The organism is Treponema sp. R6D11, assembly GCF_054786075.1.
The window spans coordinates 1-16687 of record NZ_BDHD01000018.1 but is presented as its reverse complement, the minus strand read 5'-3'; the positions used below and the strand labels follow the sequence as shown (position 1 = coordinate 16687).

The 16687-nt window shown below is 42.1% G+C and carries 18 protein-coding genes; all 18 read right to left on the bottom strand.

Features of this window, described 5'->3' with window-relative positions; translation table 11 throughout:
* Positions 1-12: 12 nt before the first annotated feature.
* On the bottom strand, positions 13-408 hold the full coding sequence (locus ACYVTD_RS03445) for a flagellar hook-basal body complex protein FliE (RefSeq protein ID WP_461246384.1): 396 nt from the start codon (positions 406-408) through the stop codon (positions 13-15).
* A 20-nt stretch (positions 409-428) separates the two neighbouring features.
* Positions 429-890 (bottom strand): flagellar basal body rod protein FlgC, encoded by a 462-nt coding sequence (flgC, locus tag ACYVTD_RS03440; RefSeq protein ID WP_461246383.1) that lies wholly within the window; start codon positions 888-890, stop codon positions 429-431.
* A gap of 11 nt (positions 891-901) precedes the next feature.
* Positions 902-1315 (bottom strand): flagellar basal body rod protein FlgB, encoded by a 414-nt coding sequence (gene flgB, locus ACYVTD_RS03435; protein ID WP_461246382.1) that lies wholly within the window; start codon positions 1313-1315, stop codon positions 902-904.
* Between the two features lie 55 nt (positions 1316-1370).
* Positions 1371-2903, bottom strand: a complete 1533-nt coding sequence (gene hslU, locus ACYVTD_RS03430; RefSeq protein ID WP_461246399.1) for an ATP-dependent protease ATPase subunit HslU — start codon at positions 2901-2903, stop codon at positions 1371-1373.
* Positions 2900-3439 (bottom strand): ATP-dependent protease subunit HslV, encoded by a 540-nt coding sequence (hslV, locus tag ACYVTD_RS03425; RefSeq protein ID WP_461246381.1) that lies wholly within the window; start codon positions 3437-3439, stop codon positions 2900-2902. Before hslV ends, hslU begins: the two co-directional genes overlap by 4 nt.
* 1 nt (position 3440) lies before the next feature.
* Entirely contained in the window at positions 3441-4376 is a 936-nt protein-coding gene (locus tag ACYVTD_RS03420; protein ID WP_461246380.1) for a tyrosine-type recombinase/integrase, read from the bottom strand.
* The gene (gene topA, locus ACYVTD_RS03415) at positions 4373-6559 is read right to left on the bottom strand and encodes a type I DNA topoisomerase (protein ID WP_461246379.1); all 2187 of its coding nucleotides are present in this window, start codon (positions 6557-6559) and stop codon (positions 4373-4375) included. The genes ACYVTD_RS03420 and topA overlap by 4 nt, the downstream gene beginning before the upstream one ends.
* Before the next feature lie 10 nt (positions 6560-6569).
* Positions 6570-7544, bottom strand: coding sequence for a DNA-processing protein DprA (gene dprA, locus ACYVTD_RS03410; protein WP_461246378.1), 975 nt, complete (start codon positions 7542-7544; stop codon positions 6570-6572).
* On the bottom strand, positions 7537-8286 hold the full coding sequence (locus tag ACYVTD_RS03405; protein ID WP_461246377.1) for a tetratricopeptide repeat protein: 750 nt from the start codon (positions 8284-8286) through the stop codon (positions 7537-7539). Before ACYVTD_RS03405 ends, dprA begins: the two co-directional genes overlap by 8 nt.
* 7 nt (positions 8287-8293) lie before the next feature.
* Positions 8294-9199 (bottom strand): tyrosine recombinase, encoded by a 906-nt coding sequence (locus tag ACYVTD_RS03400; RefSeq protein WP_461246376.1) that lies wholly within the window; start codon positions 9197-9199, stop codon positions 8294-8296.
* Positions 9196-10377, bottom strand: coding sequence for a cell division protein FtsZ (gene ftsZ / locus ACYVTD_RS03395; RefSeq protein WP_461246398.1), 1182 nt, complete (start codon positions 10375-10377; stop codon positions 9196-9198). The genes ACYVTD_RS03400 and ftsZ overlap by 4 nt, the downstream gene beginning before the upstream one ends.
* A gap of 166 nt (positions 10378-10543) precedes the next feature.
* Positions 10544-11815 (bottom strand): cell division protein FtsA, encoded by a 1272-nt coding sequence (gene ftsA, locus ACYVTD_RS03390; RefSeq protein WP_461246375.1) that lies wholly within the window; start codon positions 11813-11815, stop codon positions 10544-10546.
* A complete protein-coding gene (locus ACYVTD_RS03385) occupies positions 11815-12636 on the bottom strand; it encodes a cell division protein FtsQ/DivIB (protein WP_461246374.1) in 822 nt (273 codons plus the stop codon). The genes ftsA and ACYVTD_RS03385 overlap by 1 nt, the downstream gene beginning before the upstream one ends.
* A complete protein-coding gene (gene ftsW / locus ACYVTD_RS03380) occupies positions 12626-13846 on the bottom strand; it encodes a putative lipid II flippase FtsW (RefSeq protein WP_461246373.1) in 1221 nt (406 codons plus the stop codon). The genes ACYVTD_RS03385 and ftsW overlap by 11 nt, the downstream gene beginning before the upstream one ends.
* Positions 13807-14886: a phospho-N-acetylmuramoyl-pentapeptide-transferase gene (mraY, locus tag ACYVTD_RS03375; RefSeq protein ID WP_461246372.1), complete on the bottom strand. Its 1080-nt coding sequence runs from the start codon at positions 14884-14886 to the stop codon at positions 13807-13809. The genes ftsW and mraY overlap by 40 nt, the downstream gene beginning before the upstream one ends.
* Positions 14876-16273, bottom strand: coding sequence for a UDP-N-acetylmuramoyl-tripeptide--D-alanyl-D-alanine ligase (locus ACYVTD_RS03370; protein WP_461246371.1), 1398 nt, complete (start codon positions 16271-16273; stop codon positions 14876-14878). The genes mraY and ACYVTD_RS03370 overlap by 11 nt, the downstream gene beginning before the upstream one ends.
* Complete coding sequence (locus ACYVTD_RS03365) at positions 16263-16556, bottom strand: FtsB/FtsL family cell division protein (RefSeq protein WP_461246370.1); 294 nt, start codon at positions 16554-16556, stop codon at positions 16263-16265. Before ACYVTD_RS03365 ends, ACYVTD_RS03370 begins: the two co-directional genes overlap by 11 nt.
* A complete protein-coding gene (locus ACYVTD_RS03360; RefSeq protein ID WP_461246397.1) occupies positions 16549-16671 on the bottom strand; it encodes a hypothetical protein in 123 nt (40 codons plus the stop codon). Before ACYVTD_RS03360 ends, ACYVTD_RS03365 begins: the two co-directional genes overlap by 8 nt.
* Positions 16672-16687: the final 16 nt, after the last annotated feature.

Genomic DNA, 16687 nt, shown 5'->3' with positions numbered 1-16687 from the left:
CGAATATAAATACTATCTTGTATTAATTAGGTCTCTCCAACCTTGAACTAATCTGCTTAAAATATTACGTGTAACTCCAAGAGCCATGCTTGCCTCCGCCTGAGCTATCGTAATATCGTGAATATCAACCGAATCGGGGTTGATAAGCGCTTCCTTTTGCATCTCGCTTGCGGTTAATTGCGCTCCCGATACTTTATCTAACGCTTGAAGCATCGCGTCTTCAAAAACGCCCGCCCTTGTAATTCCCTGCGCTCCAATTGTATCCCTAAGCGCGAGAGATTTATTCCCATTTCCAAAATACGGACTGTCCGGCATCTGCATGTGTTTTTCATGATTACGAATCATTGTAATTGAATAATTCTGCGCGGCGGCTGCGTTTATAAAAGCTTGATTGTTAAAGATTTTCAAAATTCCCTCCCTTTAAAATCCTATTTTGCTCCTATGTCCAAAGCTCTTTGGAACATAGATTTTGATCCTTCAATAATTGCGGCATTCGCCTCATAAGAGCGCGAAGCTGAAATCATGTCCGTCATTTCCGTAACAACATCTACATTGGGCATCTCAACATAACCTTCACGAGGACCGGAAAGAATTGCGTCAGGGTGCGTAGGATCATAAACATAACGAGGCTCTGTTTTAAGATCTTTTTGCACTTCTAAAACGCGCACACCCTTACCAAGTCCGTCGTCCATGCTATCTGGAAGGAACGGAGAACGCCAAAAGGGGCTTTCCGTTACAGGGCGCATAACAACACGGCTGCGTCTAAAGGGACCGCCTTCTGTCGTTCTTGTCGTACTTACGTTAGCCATATTGTTGGCGATAACATCGAGTCTTACTCTGTTTGCGGTTAAACCTGTCGCCGCAACGCTTATCGAACTAAAAATTCCCATTTAATCCTTCCTTATCCTCTTAATACCTGATTTATCTGGCTAAATTCAAACGCCGCGGCTTGCGCAAAGAGCGTATAGCTCATCTGGTTTTGCGTGGCAAGCATGAATTCCTTTTCAGGGTCTACATTGTTCCCATTGTTGTTGTATGTGGTTGTGTAGTCTAAAACACGGCGAATTTGCACGTCGCGGTAGTCCCTTTCCCTGTAATTCGGGAAATGTCCAGGGTGCGACATATTCATTTCCATCGCTGGTCTTTTATTTTCCGAGTCAAGCGCCCTTTTTAATTCGCTTTCAAAATTTACGTCCGTACGCTTAAAATTCGGAACATCGGCGTTAGCCAAATTGTTGGCTATAACCTGCCTGCGGACAGTATTCGCGTCCATTGCGCGGTGTAATAAATCAATAGTTTTAGCAAATGTATTCATAAAATCCCTCCATTCTCAAATTTCGGCAAAAATAAACCCCCTCTTTAACGTCCTACTATAGAATATATCTGCCAAGATCCTGATCCTTGACGATTTCCGCCAGTTTTTGATTGACATAATCTACAGTTATGTCAACTTTTGCGGGGGCAATATCGGACGCTTCAAACGAAAGCTCCTCCAAAAGAGTTTCCATTATTGTATGAAGCCGCCTAGCCCCGATATTTTCCAATTTTGAGTTAACATCTGCCGCAAGTGCCGCCATATGCTCAATCGCTTCCGGCGCAAAATGAAGCTCGACATTTTCAGTCCCAAGCAATTCAATGTACTGTTTGATAAGGGCGTTTTTTGGCTCCGTTAAAATACGCAAGAAATCGTCCTTACCCAAAGAATCCAATTCAACGCGCAGTGGGAATCTTCCCTGCAATTCGGGAATTAAGTCCGATGGTCTGCTTACATTGAATGCGCCAGCGGCGATAAAGAGAATATGGTCAGTATTAACAGGTCCCCATTTTGTGTTAACAGTGGCTCCTTCAACAATGGGAAGAATGTCGCGTTGTACGCCTTCACGCGAAACGTCGGGACCGCCTCCCCTGTCGCCTTTTACCGCAATTTTGTCAATTTCGTCAATAAAGATTATTCCCGTTTCTTCCACGCGCTGACGGGCTTCATCGCTTACCCTGTCGCGGTCTACAAGTTTTTCAGCTTCTTCCGCTCTTAATATTTCCATCGCGCGCGGAACAGTCACGACTTTTTTCTTTTGACCTCCGCCCAACATTCCGGCAATCCCAGAAATACTAGCTTCAAGGTCTTCCATGCTGCCGCCCATCATTTCAAAAGACGGGAATGTCGGACTTTGTCCTACCATAAGCTCGACTGTTCTATCGTTAAGTTTGCCTTCACGAAGCATTGTTCTTAACTTCTCTCTTGTATCTTTAAATTTATCGTCTTCGCCGTCTTTTATTTCTTCTGCCTCCTGAGTTGCATTATCCGCGTTACTCTGATCTTCGTCCTGAGTTTCTTTATTCTTCTTTACGGGGAACCCCAACTGTAATGTTGTAGCGATAATACTGCCGTTTGAATTTTCAGGATTTATCGAGAAAGCGCCCATAGGTCTCATTATCGGACCAGGTCGCTGTTTTTTCTCTTTTTGCTTCTTGGGATTTACAGGCAGTAATAAATCCAAAAGCGCTTCTTCCGCGCGTTTTTCCGCTTCCTGTTTAACGCCTTCCTGCATTTCCTGTTTTACCATTTGAAATCCAGCCGCCATTAAATCGCGCACCATGGACTCAACGTCTCTGCCCACATAGCCTACTTCCGTATATTTTGTGGCTTCTACTTTTAAAAACGGAGACCCGGCAAGCTTGGCAAGACGGCGGGCGATTTCGGTTTTTCCTACTCCGGTTGGTCCAATCATAAGGATATTTTTTGGAGCAATATCCTCACGTATCTCTGGGGCAAGTTTTAGCCTTCTTATGCGGTTACGCAAAGCGACAGCGACGGCTCTTTTAGCTTTTTTCTGCCCTACAATATACTTGTCAAGTTCCGCAACAATTTGTTTTGGCGTATATTCTTTTTTTTCTTCCATCAGTTTAATTCCTCTAATGTTATTTGCATATTTGTATAAATGCAGATGTTACCTGCAATCTTTAAACTTTTTTCCGCTATTTCCGTCGCCGTAAATTTGCTTCCCTCAAGGAACGCCAACGCCGCGGCATAGGCGTAATTTCCTCCTGAACCAATCGCAAGCGCGTTTTCCGCCGGTTCTATCACGTCTCCAGTGCCGGAAATTAACAATGTTTTGGATAAATCAGCTACCAGCAGAAGCGCTTCAAGCCGCCTTAAGTTTCTATCCATTCGCCATTCTTTCGCCAATTCCACGGCGGCTCTTGCGAGATCGCCTGAATACTCTTTTAACTTTTCTTCAAACCTGTCAAAAAGCGTAAACGCGTCAGCCGTGGCTCCGGCAAAACCGCAAAGCACTTTTCCGTCCATAAGACGGCGCACTTTACGCGCGTTATTTTTCATAACCGTATCACCCATTGTTACTTGACCGTCTCCCGCCATAGCTACCTTGCCGTCTTTTCTTACCGCTATTACTGTAGTGCTTCTTATTTTTTCTTCCACGTTAACCTCCCGCGTGCGGATGTGAAGCCGCATATACTTTTTTCATTTTTTCAAGATTAATATGCGTATAACGTTGTGTTGTTGAAATACTTGAATGTCCCAACATTTCCTGAACAATGCGCACATCGCACCCCGAATTTACAAGATGAGTGGCAAAACTATGGCGAAGAGCGTGCGGGTGAATGTTTTTTCCCATTCCCGAATGAAGCGCGTAACGGGAAATTATCCAACGAACTCCGGGAATAGAAATAGGATGCCCTTTTCTGCTGACAAACAGAGACGTCTTTTTTCCGTCAATACCCGCAGTTTTTAAAAGTTCCGCCCTTTGCGGAAGATATTCCTGAATCGCCGCAACCGTCTCGTCGCTGAAAAACACAAAACGCTGTTTTCCGCCCTTCCCTGTTATTTTCGCCTCGTCAAGATCGGCGGATATATTCGACATGGAAAGCGACACCACTTCTGAAATCCTAAGTCCTGCTGAGTACATTGCCATAATAAGCGCCTTATCCCTTTCGGGCCAAAGAATTCCGGTTGTTTGCGGAAGAGAGGCAAATTCCGCCATCTCGTCTTCCCATAAAACATGGGGCAATTTTACGGGCGTTTTAATGTTTCGCAATGCGGTACAGGGGTTATCGAGACGTTTTTCAAAACGCACCATCCAACGATAAAAACCTCTGGTTGTTGAAAGAATGCGGTTAATGCTTGTTGCCGCCATTTTTTCCGCTGATAACTCAGCGATAAAACTCTGCACCTGATAAGCGTCGGCTGTTTCAGGAAGAATATCATGATTATTACAGTATTTTATATAATGCGATAAATCATTTGTATACGCTTCCAATGTTCTTACCGAGCAACCCTTTACAGATTCCATGTAGGATAAAAAATCTTTAATAATAGCAGGAAGTATAATTTCCTGCGTATTTTTATCTTCTTTCATTTTTCTTCCTCGTTATCATCTGCGCTGTGCAAATAATCGCAATCAGGGTTTATACACGCCTTATGCGCCCCGTTTTTCTTGTCGTATTTTTCCACCATGAAAAATCCGCACTTTGGACAATTCTGATTTATCGGTTTAAAGTGGCTTATAAAGTCACATTCAGGATAATTTGTACAACCATAAAATTCTTTGCCCCTGCCCTTTGTCTTCCTTGCTACTATATCGCCGTTACATTTAGGACATTTTGCAAGGGGGATTGATTTTGTATTTCTGCATTCGGGAAATCCTGAACACGCCAGAAAATATCCGTATCTTCCCAGTTTTTTCAACATTGGTTTTCCGCATTTTTCGCAGATTAAATCCGTCTTTTCATCTAACGTCCCCTTAAACGATTCCACTTTTTTGCTAACGTCATCTACAATTGTTTTAAAGGGAAACCAAAAATCCTTAATCATTTCGGGCCAGCTAACCTTGTTTTCTTCTACTTCATCAAGTTTTGTTTCCATTGAAGCCGTAAAATCAGCGTCAACATAAAGCGGAAAGTTTTCTACCAATACATCATTTATTAATTTGCCAAGTACTGTGGGAACCAATTGTTTATTTGAGCGCGTAACATAGTAGCGATCCAGAAGAACCGAAATAATCGAGGCGTAAGTTGACGGACGCCCTATTCCTTTTTCTTCAAGAATACGCACAATTGAAGCGTCTGAATAGCGGGCGGGTCCCTGTGTAAAATGTTGTTCAGGCTTAAATTTATCTACGTTTACTTTATCGCCTGTTTTTAACGACGGACAAGTATTTGCGCTTTCATCTTTTGAAGAAAGAAGTTTTATTACTTTATAAAATCCTTTTTCAAGAAGTTTAGTCCCGCTAACGCGGAACAGACCTTCGTCCTGCCCTTCTGTAACTTTTATATCGACGCTGACAGTTCTGCTTTTTGCGTTGTTCATTTGGCTTGAAACAAATCTTTCCCAGATAATCGTATAAAGGCGCAGTTGATCTTTTGAAAGCGATTCTTTTACTGAATCGGGAGTATATTCCGTGTATGTTGGTCTTATCGCTTCGTGCGCATCCTGCGCCTTCTTGCCTACAGTATACTCAACCGGTTTTTCAGGCAATTCGCCTGGGAAATTTTTTCCAAGCCATGTACGCACGTCTTCCAACGCGGTATTTGAAATACGGACGCTGTCAGTACGCATGTATGTAATAAGACCGACTCGGGAAGCGCCAATGCTTACGCCTTCGTAAAGTTGTTGCGCCACTTGCATTGTTTTGCGTGATGTGAAACCAAGCCTGTTTGCGGCAGTTTGCTGTAATTGCGATGTTGTAAACGGCGCTTTAGGACGGATTGTTTTATCCGTTTCGCGGACGTCGGAAACTACACATTCGCTATTTTTTATTTTTTCTATGATAGTCTTAACTTCGGTCTCATTTTTTAGTTCCGGTTTATTGTTATTCCACAAAACAAGTTGGGCGGCATAAGTTGTTCTGCCTAATTTAAAATCCGCCTCAAGCGTCCAATATTCTTCGGGAATAAAACTTTCAACTTCTTTTTCCCTTTCGCAGATAAGGCGCAACGCTACCGATTGTACCCTGCCTGCGGAAAGACCGTTTTTTACTTTTTTCCAAAGAAGCGGCGAAAGGTTATAGCCTACAAGCCTGTCAAGAACACGACGCGCTTTTTGCGCGGCTACTTTTTCCTCGTCAATGTTACGCGGATGCAGGACGGCATCGTTAACAGCTTGCGGAGTTATTTCGTTAAAACTGATACGCTCTATGGGAACTTTATCCGTTTTTGCCAAGATCGCGTTTCGCAAATGCCACGCTATAGCCTCTCCTTCGCGGTCATTATCACAAGCAAGTAATACTTTTTCAGCTTTTTTAGCGTCTGCTTGTAATTCTTTTAAAATTTTCGCCCTTCCGCGAACTGTGATATATTCGGGTTCAAAGTTATGCTCAACATCTATCGCGGTTCTGGATTTTGGAAGATCAATAAGATGCCCCATAGACGCCTTTACGTTGTAGGAAGTTCCCAAATATTTCTCGATAGTTTTTACTTTTCCCGGAGATTCCACAATAACAAGAATTTGCTTCTTTGCTTTTGAAGAGCCTTTCTTTGCCGTGGCTTTTTTTGCCGGAGTCTTTTTTTCAGGACTCTTTTCTACTGTTTTTTCCGCCGCCATACCCGCATCCTTAAATTTCAATTTTTAGAAAATCAGCTAATGAAATGATATAATCATTCATGTTTTTGTTTGATCCTTCTGCTCTTTTAGCATAAGAATTTCCTGTTCCCATATTCCACCTTTCCAATATATCACACGCCGAATTAATTACTTCGGCTCCGTCGTTTGCCAACTTCATTGTGCCTCTTTTATCAAAATTTGCGTTCTCCTGTAATCCGCAGGAAGCGACCCAAAGATCTCTTCCCAGATCCAACGCAACCCCCGCCGTAATTAGCGCTCCTGATTTTTTGGGAGCTTCTACAATCAACACTCCGCGCGACATGGCGGCAATAATTCTGTTACGCGCGGGGAACGTCCATTTTGTCGGATGCACTCCCGGAGGATACTCGGAAATCAACGCGCCGCCTGAATCCAATATCCGTTTTGCAAGCGGTCTGTTTACATGAGGGTATATTTCGTCGATACCCGATCCAAGTACAGCGTAACCGGGCGCGTTGCCGATAAGATTACCTCGATGAGACATTGCGTCAATTCCTTTGGCAAGTCCTGATATTACTGATATTCCCGCCTTGCCTATGTTACCCGCAATTTTATATGCCTGCTCCGCCGCTTGCGGGCTTGGGTTTCTTGTTCCTACCATTCCTAACAGCGACTTTTCGGGGTTGGGAAGTTTTCCCTTGTAAAAAAGCACAATAGGCGGATCATAAGATTCCCTTAACAGCGGAGGATAATCCGCTTCAGCCCATGATACCCAATTAATAGAACGCATACGGCACATTGTGTCAATGCGTCCGGCTCTTTCATGAATTTCCGTTATATCCCAAAATGTAATTAACGCGTGATTAAGGATTTCTTCTATATTTTCTCTTGATTGCACAAATAATTTTTCTTCGTTGTCAAAGACCTGCAATAACAGCAGTTTATCCGTTATTTTTAAGTCCGGCAAAAGAGAAATACTTAAATCCAATAAACCGCGTTCACTCATATCTCATTCCTTGAATAATATCCTTATTCTTTAAAGCCTCTTCTTTTATATTTTTATCTTTTGTTCGATTTATTATTCTGTCATAACAATCAATCGCGTCTGAGTATTTTTCTGTAGAATAATACGCTCTGGCAAGAACAAACATGGCTGAAACATCTGACACATTTATTTTTAGATAACGTTCCAGATACGGAATCGCGTCTAAAGGTCTGTCAAGTTCAAATACATATAATATTCCAAGACCGTACATTGGTTTTGCGTATGTGGCGTCAAGTTCCAGCGCGCGTAAATAAGAGTTTTCGGAAAGTTTATATAATCTGTTTCTTTCTTTATCCGCGTTAGAAGAAAAACCTACCAAGGATTTGGCGGCAGATGCCGCGGAAACGCCTGTTAAATAGTAAATGGTAGCGTCTTCGGTGTTAAAATAAATAGCTCTTTCAAACGCATCAAGCGCGTCATTATGCATATTTTTGTCCGCAAGCCTTATAGCGAGTATTTTCCAGTAGGTTCCCGTTTGCGCTCCTTCCCTTACGTTTCTTTCAATCTGATCTTCGTATAACGCTATTGCTTTTCTTAAACCGTCAATTGTTTCAGGAGGACCGCCACGCGGACTTAATTCCGCAATACGTTTTGCTAATTCCCTGTTGGTTTTTTGCATTGCTTCTTTATAAACAAAATAAACAAATACGCATACGGCAATTAAAATAAGCGTCGCTAAAAAAGTTTCTTTTATTCTTCTCATATCATTCTCACATATCCGTCGTGTGTAATTTCGGAAGATAACGACGATGATTCTCCCTTAAAATTGCCGTATCTACATGCGTATAAATCTGCGTTGTAGAAAGATCGGCATGTCCTAAAAGCTCCTGTACTGTCCTTAAATCCGCGCCGCCCGCCAATAACGAGGTTGCAAAACTGTGTCTTAATGTGTGAACATGAGACGATGTTCCGGCTATACAGGCGAATTTCGCGTAATTTTTCCATATACCCTTTCTGGAAAGGCGTTTGCCGTTTCTGCTGATAAAAAGAGCCTGAGTCTTATTTGTTTTTCCGGCAAGTTTTACCCTTGCAAATTTAAGGTACTCTTTTAACAAAACGCCCGCTTTTTTTCCAAAAAGCACTATGCGTTCTTTATTGCCCTTCCCCTTTACCTTCGCTACTCCTCCTTCGATATCAATATCTTTGATATTTAAATTTACCGCCTCGGAAACACGAAGTCCCGCGGAATAAATTAACTCAAAAATACACCTGTCGCGGCAACCCTGCGGCTTTGACGTGTCTATTTTTCCTAAAAGACCTTCTACTGTTTTTTTGTCCATTACTTCGGGAATATTCATTTTTCGCTTGGGGCTTTCAAGAATATCCGCAGGATTGATTGTTACCAATTTTTCGTCTATGGCAAATCTGTAAAAAGATCTTAAAGCGGAAATTGCTTTTGCCGTTGAACGAGGTTTAATATTATCCTCTTTCTTTCGCATATCAAGATATTCCGTAAGAAAAGCGGCGTCTGTGTTTTCAAGAAGCACATTTTTGGAGTCAAGATAATCAAGAAAACTTTTAATCTCCAGACGATAACATTCCTTTGTAAGCAAAGAACGTCGTTCTATGGCTAAAAGACGAGAACAATATCTGGCAAGAATATCTTTGTTTTTCAAATACTTCTCTCCATTGTTTCCAAAGAAGCGTTTTCTTCTTTCTGATAACTATGCCGCCTTATAACCGCGGGAACATCTATTTCATCATGATACTCGCGCTCCGGCACATAAGAGATATATTCCGGTTTTTTTGTTCTTTCAACCATCTTTACATATTCGTTGTAATCAATAAAATCGGAATCTATTGTATCAACAGAGGGGGATTCATTTGTATTCATTTGTTTTTCGCTTGGGAAACCTGTGGCGATTACCGTTATCTGAATACTGTTTTCGAATTTATTATCAATGCAAAGACCATGAATAAGATGGACTTCCTGATCGCATTTAGCCCTAATGGAATTAATAATATTGTCTATCTCTACTAATGTTATATCTTCAGGTCCCACAATATTAATTAAAACTCCGGTAGCTCCGTCTATGCTGGTATCTTCAAGGAGGGGGTTATCAATGGCGTTCTTTACCGCATCTAACGCGCGATTTTCACCTGTTCCATAGCCAATACCCATTAATGCGTCGCCTTTTCCTTTCATTACAGTTTCAACATCGGCAAAATCGGTATTCTGAAATCCTATCTTCATGATGATGTCGGTTATACCTTGAACGCCTCTGCACAATACTTCGTCCGCTATCATGTAGGCTTTGTTATACGATGTTTTACTGTCAATAATTTTAAACAAATGCTGATTTGGAATGACAATTAATGTATCAACTTCTTTGCGCAGTTTTTCGATGCCTTCTTCCGCTAGCCTCATCGTATAACGCCCTTCAAATTCAAAAGGCATTGTAACAACCGCTACTGTAAGCACGCCTAATTGTTTCGCTATTCTGGCGATTACGGGAACAGAGCCTGTTCCTGTTCCGCCGCCCATTCCCGCTGTTATAAAGAGCATATCCGCGCCCTTTATCACTTCGGCAATCGCCGTCTGATCTTCAAGTGCCGCTCTTTCTCCTTTTTCGGGATTTCCTCCAGCACCCCTGCCGCCTGTAACCTCCGCGCCTATTTGCAATTTAACATCTGCTTTGCTCTTTTTGTACAGATCCTGAATATCCGTATTTACCGCGATAAATTCAACACCTGCCATATTTGCGTCTACCATGCGGTTTAATGCGTTTCCGCCTCCGCCGCCCGCTGAAATAACCTTAATAACCGCCGGCTTGTCGTTGCGGGCTTTTATCATCTCATTGTTATCATTAGCTGAAATAACTTTTAAAGACGCTGATACCTCCTGTGGTTTAAACTGTAGCACCTGCGGCTTCTCACATACTGCAAAAACGTTCATTTAATTCCCCTCCTAAACTAAATAATTTATTTTTTCAAATTGTTATAACAACGTTATAATCAAATCATGCAAACTCTTCCTTTAACCATGAAATTAATTTATGTATAAAAGCTCCATTCTTCTTCTCGCCAAGTCGCATATCGGAGCCTCGTTCGCTTGAATCCATACCCAACCTGCGAGAGCCTTCAAGCGCAAGCCCTATGGCTGTAGCGTAAGCGGGTGTACGGTATTCTTCCACCAATCCTTCCAATTCCTGCGTCGGTATCGGAGTTCCGATACGCGCGGGTAATCTTAAAATACTATTTGCAAGCTCTACAACTCCTGATAATTGCGCTCCGCCGCCTGTTAATACAACGCCTCCCCCAAGCGGACGCGGAAGATTTAGCGAATCAATATGTTGTTTTGCAAGCTTAAATATTTCCTCCATTCTGGGTTTTATAATTACAAGTAATTGAGATCTGGGAATCGACATTGGCGGTCTTCCGCCAACGCCGGGTACGATTACTTTCTCATCGTTATCTAACATTTTTTCCCAACAACAGCCGGAATCAATTTTAATTTTTTCGGCGTTATCTATAGATATATTTTTTATAATCGATATATCGCTTGTTACTTGCGTTCCTCCGGCGGGGATAGTATATGTCGAGTACGGAGTGCCTTCCAAATATACAAGTATATCCGTTGTTCCTCCGCCAATGTCAACTAATACAACGCCAAGATCCATTTCTTCCTGAGTAAGAACGGCGCGCCCTGCGGCAAGAGTTTGTAAAATTAATTCATTCACGCGAAACCCTGCGCGATTAACGCATTTAATTAAATTCTGCGCGCCTGTTACGGAAACTGTAATAAGATGAACTTCCGATTCAAGACGCACTCCAATCATATCCATCGGGTTTCTTATGCCTTTTTGATCATCAACTTTATAATTCTGCGGAATTACTTCCAATATTTGTCTGTCTGTAGGAATTACAACCGCTTTTGCGGCTTCAATTACGCGATCAATATCTTCCTGCCCTATTTCTCTTTCCCTTGCGTCGCGTTTTTTTCCTATTACTCCTACAACGCCGCGAGAATTAATTCCATTTACATGATTCCCGCCTATGCCCGTCCAACAATCAGTTACTTCAAGTCCGCTCATCATTTCCGCTTCTTCAATAGCTTCTTCTATCGAATGGAGCGTAGCCTCGATATTTACCACTACTCCTTTTCTTAAACCTGTTGACGGACGAACGCCTGTTCCTATTATTTTTAAAACTCCGCCTGCGTCGCGTTCGCAGACAATAGCGCGTACATATGTTGATCCAATGTCCAAAGACACTACTATTTCATTACTCATCAGGATAACTCCTTAATTTTATATGAACCCATACCGGATCTAAAATCAATTTCCTGCGGACGATTATTGTCCCTTTCAAATACACTCAACATAAGCAGCATATACCTAAGCGATTCTCCAGTTAAAATATTTTCTACCCTAACCTTTATAGCACTGTGAACCGGAAAAAGCACAAGGTCATAGCCGTCCCACGCCTTCCTTTCTAACTTTATTTCTGAAATAGCGGATAACAATTCAGGAGACGATGTTGAAATCTCGCCAAGATTATTCATAAGAGGTATAAGAGCGGAAGGCAGCTGCATATTAAGCTGCGGGTTTTCTATTCCCGAAATAACGGGAATATCCGTTCTTTCCATCGAAGCATCTTCTTCAATTTTATAAATTACTCCTTGCCTGTCTATGTACATCATGGCTTGACCTGAGTTTGTATTTACCAGAGTAATGGCGACGGGATTACGCGGATTTAAATAGATTGATAATTTATCAGGGAAACGCTTCATGACAACTGCCGACTCTACAAGAATATTAGATGAAAGTCTTTCTTTTACAAGATTAACGTTAGTTGAAAAATACGAGGAGTTGTCATCAATACCGGCAAGATAAAGAATTTGAGCGCGCGAGAAATCGGAAAATCCGTGAACTTCAACTGTGGAGAATGGAATAAAAGGACTTACCCCAAGAAGCCAAATTAATTCTGCGGCAAAAATAATGCCGGCTATTATTAAAAGTCTTTTAAGACCTTTTTCTATTTTTTCAGTAGATTTCTTTTTTGCCAATATATTTTGGGAGGCTTCTGATTCATAATAATATTCAGATGTCATATTGTTCCTCCGCTACATTGTAAATTGGATTCTCAACTCCGCTTGCAATCGCGTCGTTTCTTGCCACATTCGCTATAAGTCCCGCGCAAATCAATGTTGTAAGAAGCGAAGAACCGCCGGCGGAAAAGAAAGGAAGCGGTATTCCGGTAGCGGGAAGCGCCCCTGAAACAACCGCCGTATTAAGCATAGCTTGTGTGGTTATCAGCATTGTTAATCCACCCGCTAATAATCTTCCGAATACTGATTTACTGTTTAACGCGGCTTTAAATCCAAGGACAGCAAAAACAGTAAACAGGGCGAAGAACAAAAGAACGCCTATATATCCCGCTTCTTCCACATACGCGCTAAAAATAAAGTCGGAATGAATTTCGGGAATACTCGCCAACTTTCTGCTTCCTTCCCCTATGCCCTTCCCCCAAAAACCGCTTGAAATAATAGCGTCTTTACTGGCGTTAACCTGAAAACCCGCGCCAAGCGGATCCCATTGCGGTCTTAAAAAACTGACCAAACGTCTTACTCTATGTTCTTTTGTAAAAACCAAGAGCGCGGAAACAGGAATAATCATCGCAACCGCCGCAAAGAAGTAACGGAAGTGTATTCCCGCAAGGAAGAAGATAACCATAGCGTTAAAGACAAGAAACACGGCGGTAGAAAAATTATTCTGTCCGTAAATAAGAGCGAAAAAAAGTCCCGTAACTAAAACAGGCGGCAATACGCCTGAGAAAAAGTTGCCAAGGTTATTCGCTTTTTTATCAAGCAGATGGGCAAGATATAGCGGCAACACAAACTTAACCATTTCCGACGGCTGATACGAGAACGAGCCTATTTCAATCCAACGCGACGCGCCGTAGCGTTCTACGCCTATGCCGGGAATAAGCGTTAAGATACATAGCCCCGCCGCAATGCAAACAAACGGGATAATGCATTTTCTTAGAATATCAAGTTTAATGCGCGAGAAAATAAAGAAGCAGATAACTCCCGCCGCGCAAAAAACCAGTTGTCTTACGATAAAGTAATTACCATCGCCAAAAAAGCGCGCGGCAAACGCATAAGACGCGGAATAGAGAGTCACAAGCCCCATGCCTACCAACAGCGTTACGCATAAATAAAAGAGGTGGATTGTTTTTTGACTCTGCGCTTTTTCCGCGTCAAACCTGTACATTTCTTCTCCTACTGTATCTTTAATGTTGACAGAGCTATGATTGCGCATAGCCCGCCTAAAATCCAAAAGCGAATAACTGTTCTGTTTTCAGACCAGCCCAAAAGTTCATAATGATGATGAAGAGGAGCCATTTTAAAGATCCTCTTTTTACGAAGTTTAAAAGACGCAACTTGCAAAATAACGGACATAATTTCAATAACGAATACGCCGCCGATAACAAGGAGTAATATTTCTTTTTTTGTCATTAATGAAATAACCGCTATTACGCCGCCTAACGAAAGACTTCCAACGTCGCCCATAAAAACGTCCGCAGGATTGCAGTTAAACCAAAGGAAGCCGACGCAAGCGCCTGCGGCGGCGAGACAGAATACTGTAAGCTCTCCGGCTTCGGGAATATAAGGTATTCCAAGGTATGATGAATAGTCTATGCGCCCCGTAATGTATGTAAGTATCGCAAGCGTAAGGAATACCAAAATTAAAAGTCCCGCCAAAAGACCGTCCAAGCCGTCGGAGAAATTAACCGCATTTGATTCGCCTACAACCAGCAAAACAGCGAACGGAATCCAAAGCCAGCCCATGTCCAATACAGGCTCTTTAAAGAAAGGAATATACAAGGCGGTTACATTTTCTCCGCCAGTAAAATAAATAATTAAAACAATAATTATAGCGATTCCAAATTGTCCCGCTAGTTTTACCCATGCCGGAAGCCCTTCCGAATTATGCCGCGTAACTTTTAAGTAGTCGTCGATAAAGCCTACCGCACCAAATGCCAGAAACGCTCCCATCGCTATCCAGATTGATTTATTTTGCAAATTACCCCAGAACAGCATGGCGATTACAACGGAAAGAATAATAAATATCCCTCCCATAGTCGGCGTTCCCGATTTAACAAGATGAGTCTGCGGACCGTCTTCGCGCACAGACTGACCAATTTTTAATTTTCGCAGGAACCCGATAATTCTCCCGCCAAAAATAAAACAAATTAACAGGGTAGTAAGCGCGGCAAAAGCGCTCCTGAACGTTAAATACGCGAATACGCGGAAAGGAGAAAAATAACTAAATAAAGTCTCCAAAAATTCAAGAAACATAACTTCCTCCCGTTAACATTTCGGTTAATCTTTCAAGAGCGCATCCGCGAGAACCTTTAAGCAACACAAGATCTCCTTTATCCACATAACTATTAATTGCGTCCGTAAGCTCATTAATGTCGTTTGAGTAAAAAACAGGTTTACCATGTTCTTCCATACAGGAAAGAGCAGACCTTATTTCATTGCCAAACAGAAAAACTTTTTTTGCCCCGGACACAGACAGTAAAAATCCCAATTTTTCATGTTCAGACTCGGAACTGTCGCCCAATTCAAGCATATCGGCTATTACATAAACTTTTCTTCCGCGCCATTCAAGCGAATCGCAGAATTCAACGCTCTTTGCCGTAGACTCCGGGTTAGCGTTGTAACAATCGCGGATTACAGTCGTGCGCTCTCCGTTAAGAATCTCAAGCCTGCCAAAGAGCGGCTTAACGGATTCCAACCCGCGAATAATAGCGTTATCTGAAACTGGAATTTCTTTTGCTATCGCTATGGCGGCAATAGCGTCGTCAAGATTATGTTTACCGGGCAGGGCAAAATGAACTTTTTCGCCAGCCCAGATAATTTCAGTGCCTTCCAAACCAAGACTGCGAGCGCCTTTAAACTCTTTAAAATTATCGGGACTGTAAAATTTAATTTTTCCTGTAACGCCGTCCGCCAACTCGTCGGCATAATCGTCGTTTGCCGGAATAAGGGCGACATCGTTATCTTTTAAGAAACTAAAGATACATTTTTTTTCGTTAACAATTTTAGATTTACTGCCGAAAAATTCGATATGGGCGGAACCTATGTTTGTTATAGACGCGATGTTTGGTTTAAGAACTTCGGTAATTTCCAATATTTCATTGTGCCTATTCATTCCAAGCTCGAAAACTCCAACTTCATGTTCTGCGCGGACTTCAAAAACAGATAACGGAAGCCCCGTCTCGGAATTAAGATTCCCTTTGTTCATAACAGTATTTTTTTCGCAGGAAATGATAGCCGCGGTAATTTCTTTTGTAGTGGTTTTTCCCGATGAACCCGTTATCCCGACTTTTTTAAGATTGGGGAATTTTTCAAGGTAGACTTTTGCGGCATCCTGTAAGCCCTTTAACGTATTTTCCACTACAATTAAGTCTTTACCGGCTTTTTTGGCGGTATTTATTAAATCAAATTGATCCAGTTTTGAAGAAGCGACAACGGCTCCCATTGCTCCTGAAGCAAACGCGGAATTAACAAATTTATGTCCGTCGTTGAAAGAACCGCTAAGGGCGAAGAAAAGAGCGCCGTTTTTAACGACACGGGAGTCAATGGCTACTGAGGAAAAACCGCTATTAGGCGTAAATGATATATGGCGTGCTTTAAGTAAATTGGACAGCTCGCCCATACCCATTAAGTCAGTGTCCACTCCCCTTTCCCCCCATTATTTTTACCTGAAGAAAATACTCAGGCGGTATTTTTTGCAATTCAAGCTGACTTTTTGCTACATTTTCTATTCTTTCCGGGGACGAATATTCGCCAATCCCGGCAATAAGACGTTTATTGCTTTCTATCCATTCAGTTTGCGTATGTTCCAATCGGTCTAATTCTTTTACAAGTTTTTGATACCTGTTTGACTGCCAGACCAATAGGGCAAGGCAAAGAGGAATAGTGAAAACAAAAAAATAAAGCAGTAAATAGCTTTTAATCATTATCTTCCTTTTCTAAAATTTTTCCAGCGACACGCAATCTGGCGCTTCTTGAAGGAGGATCCCGCTCAATCTCGTCTTTCCCCGCCGTAATACCCTTTTTTGTAAGTATATTGATTGAGCGGTGTCCCCCA

Excerpts from the sequence above, each read along its gene's own strand:
- flgC (WP_461246383.1), bottom strand. The coding sequence starts at position 890 with ATGGGAATTTTTAGTTCGATAAGCGTTGCGGCGACAGGTTTAACCGCA.
- flgB (WP_461246382.1), bottom strand. The coding sequence starts at position 1,315 with ATGAATACATTTGCTAAAACTATTGATTTATTACACCGCGCAATGGAC.
- ACYVTD_RS03420 (WP_461246380.1), bottom strand. The coding sequence starts at position 4,376 with ATGAAAGAAGATAAAAATACGCAGGAAATTATACTTCCTGCTATTATT.
- topA (WP_461246379.1), bottom strand. The coding sequence starts at position 6,559 with ATGGCGGCGGAAAAAACAGTAGAAAAGAGTCCTGAAAAAAAGACTCCG.
- dprA (WP_461246378.1), bottom strand. The coding sequence starts at position 7,544 with ATGAGTGAACGCGGTTTATTGGATTTAAGTATTTCTCTTTTGCCGGAC.
- ACYVTD_RS03405 (WP_461246377.1), bottom strand. The coding sequence starts at position 8,286 with ATGAGAAGAATAAAAGAAACTTTTTTAGCGACGCTTATTTTAATTGCC.
- ftsZ (WP_461246398.1), bottom strand. The coding sequence starts at position 10,377 with ATGATAAAAGCCCGCAACGACAAGCCGGCGGTTATTAAGGTTATTTCA.
- ftsA (WP_461246375.1), bottom strand. The coding sequence starts at position 11,815 with ATGAGTAATGAAATAGTAGTGTCTTTGGACATTGGATCAACATATGTA.
- ACYVTD_RS03385 (WP_461246374.1), bottom strand. The coding sequence starts at position 12,636 with ATGACATCTGAATATTATTATGAATCAGAAGCCTCCCAAAATATATTG.
- ftsW (WP_461246373.1), bottom strand. The coding sequence starts at position 13,846 with ATGCGCAATCATAGCTCTGTCAACATTAAAGATACAGTAGGAGAAGAA.
- mraY (WP_461246372.1), bottom strand. The coding sequence starts at position 14,886 with ATGTTTCTTGAATTTTTGGAGACTTTATTTAGTTATTTTTCTCCTTTC.
- ACYVTD_RS03365 (WP_461246370.1), bottom strand. The coding sequence starts at position 16,556 with ATGATTAAAAGCTATTTACTGCTTTATTTTTTTGTTTTCACTATTCCT.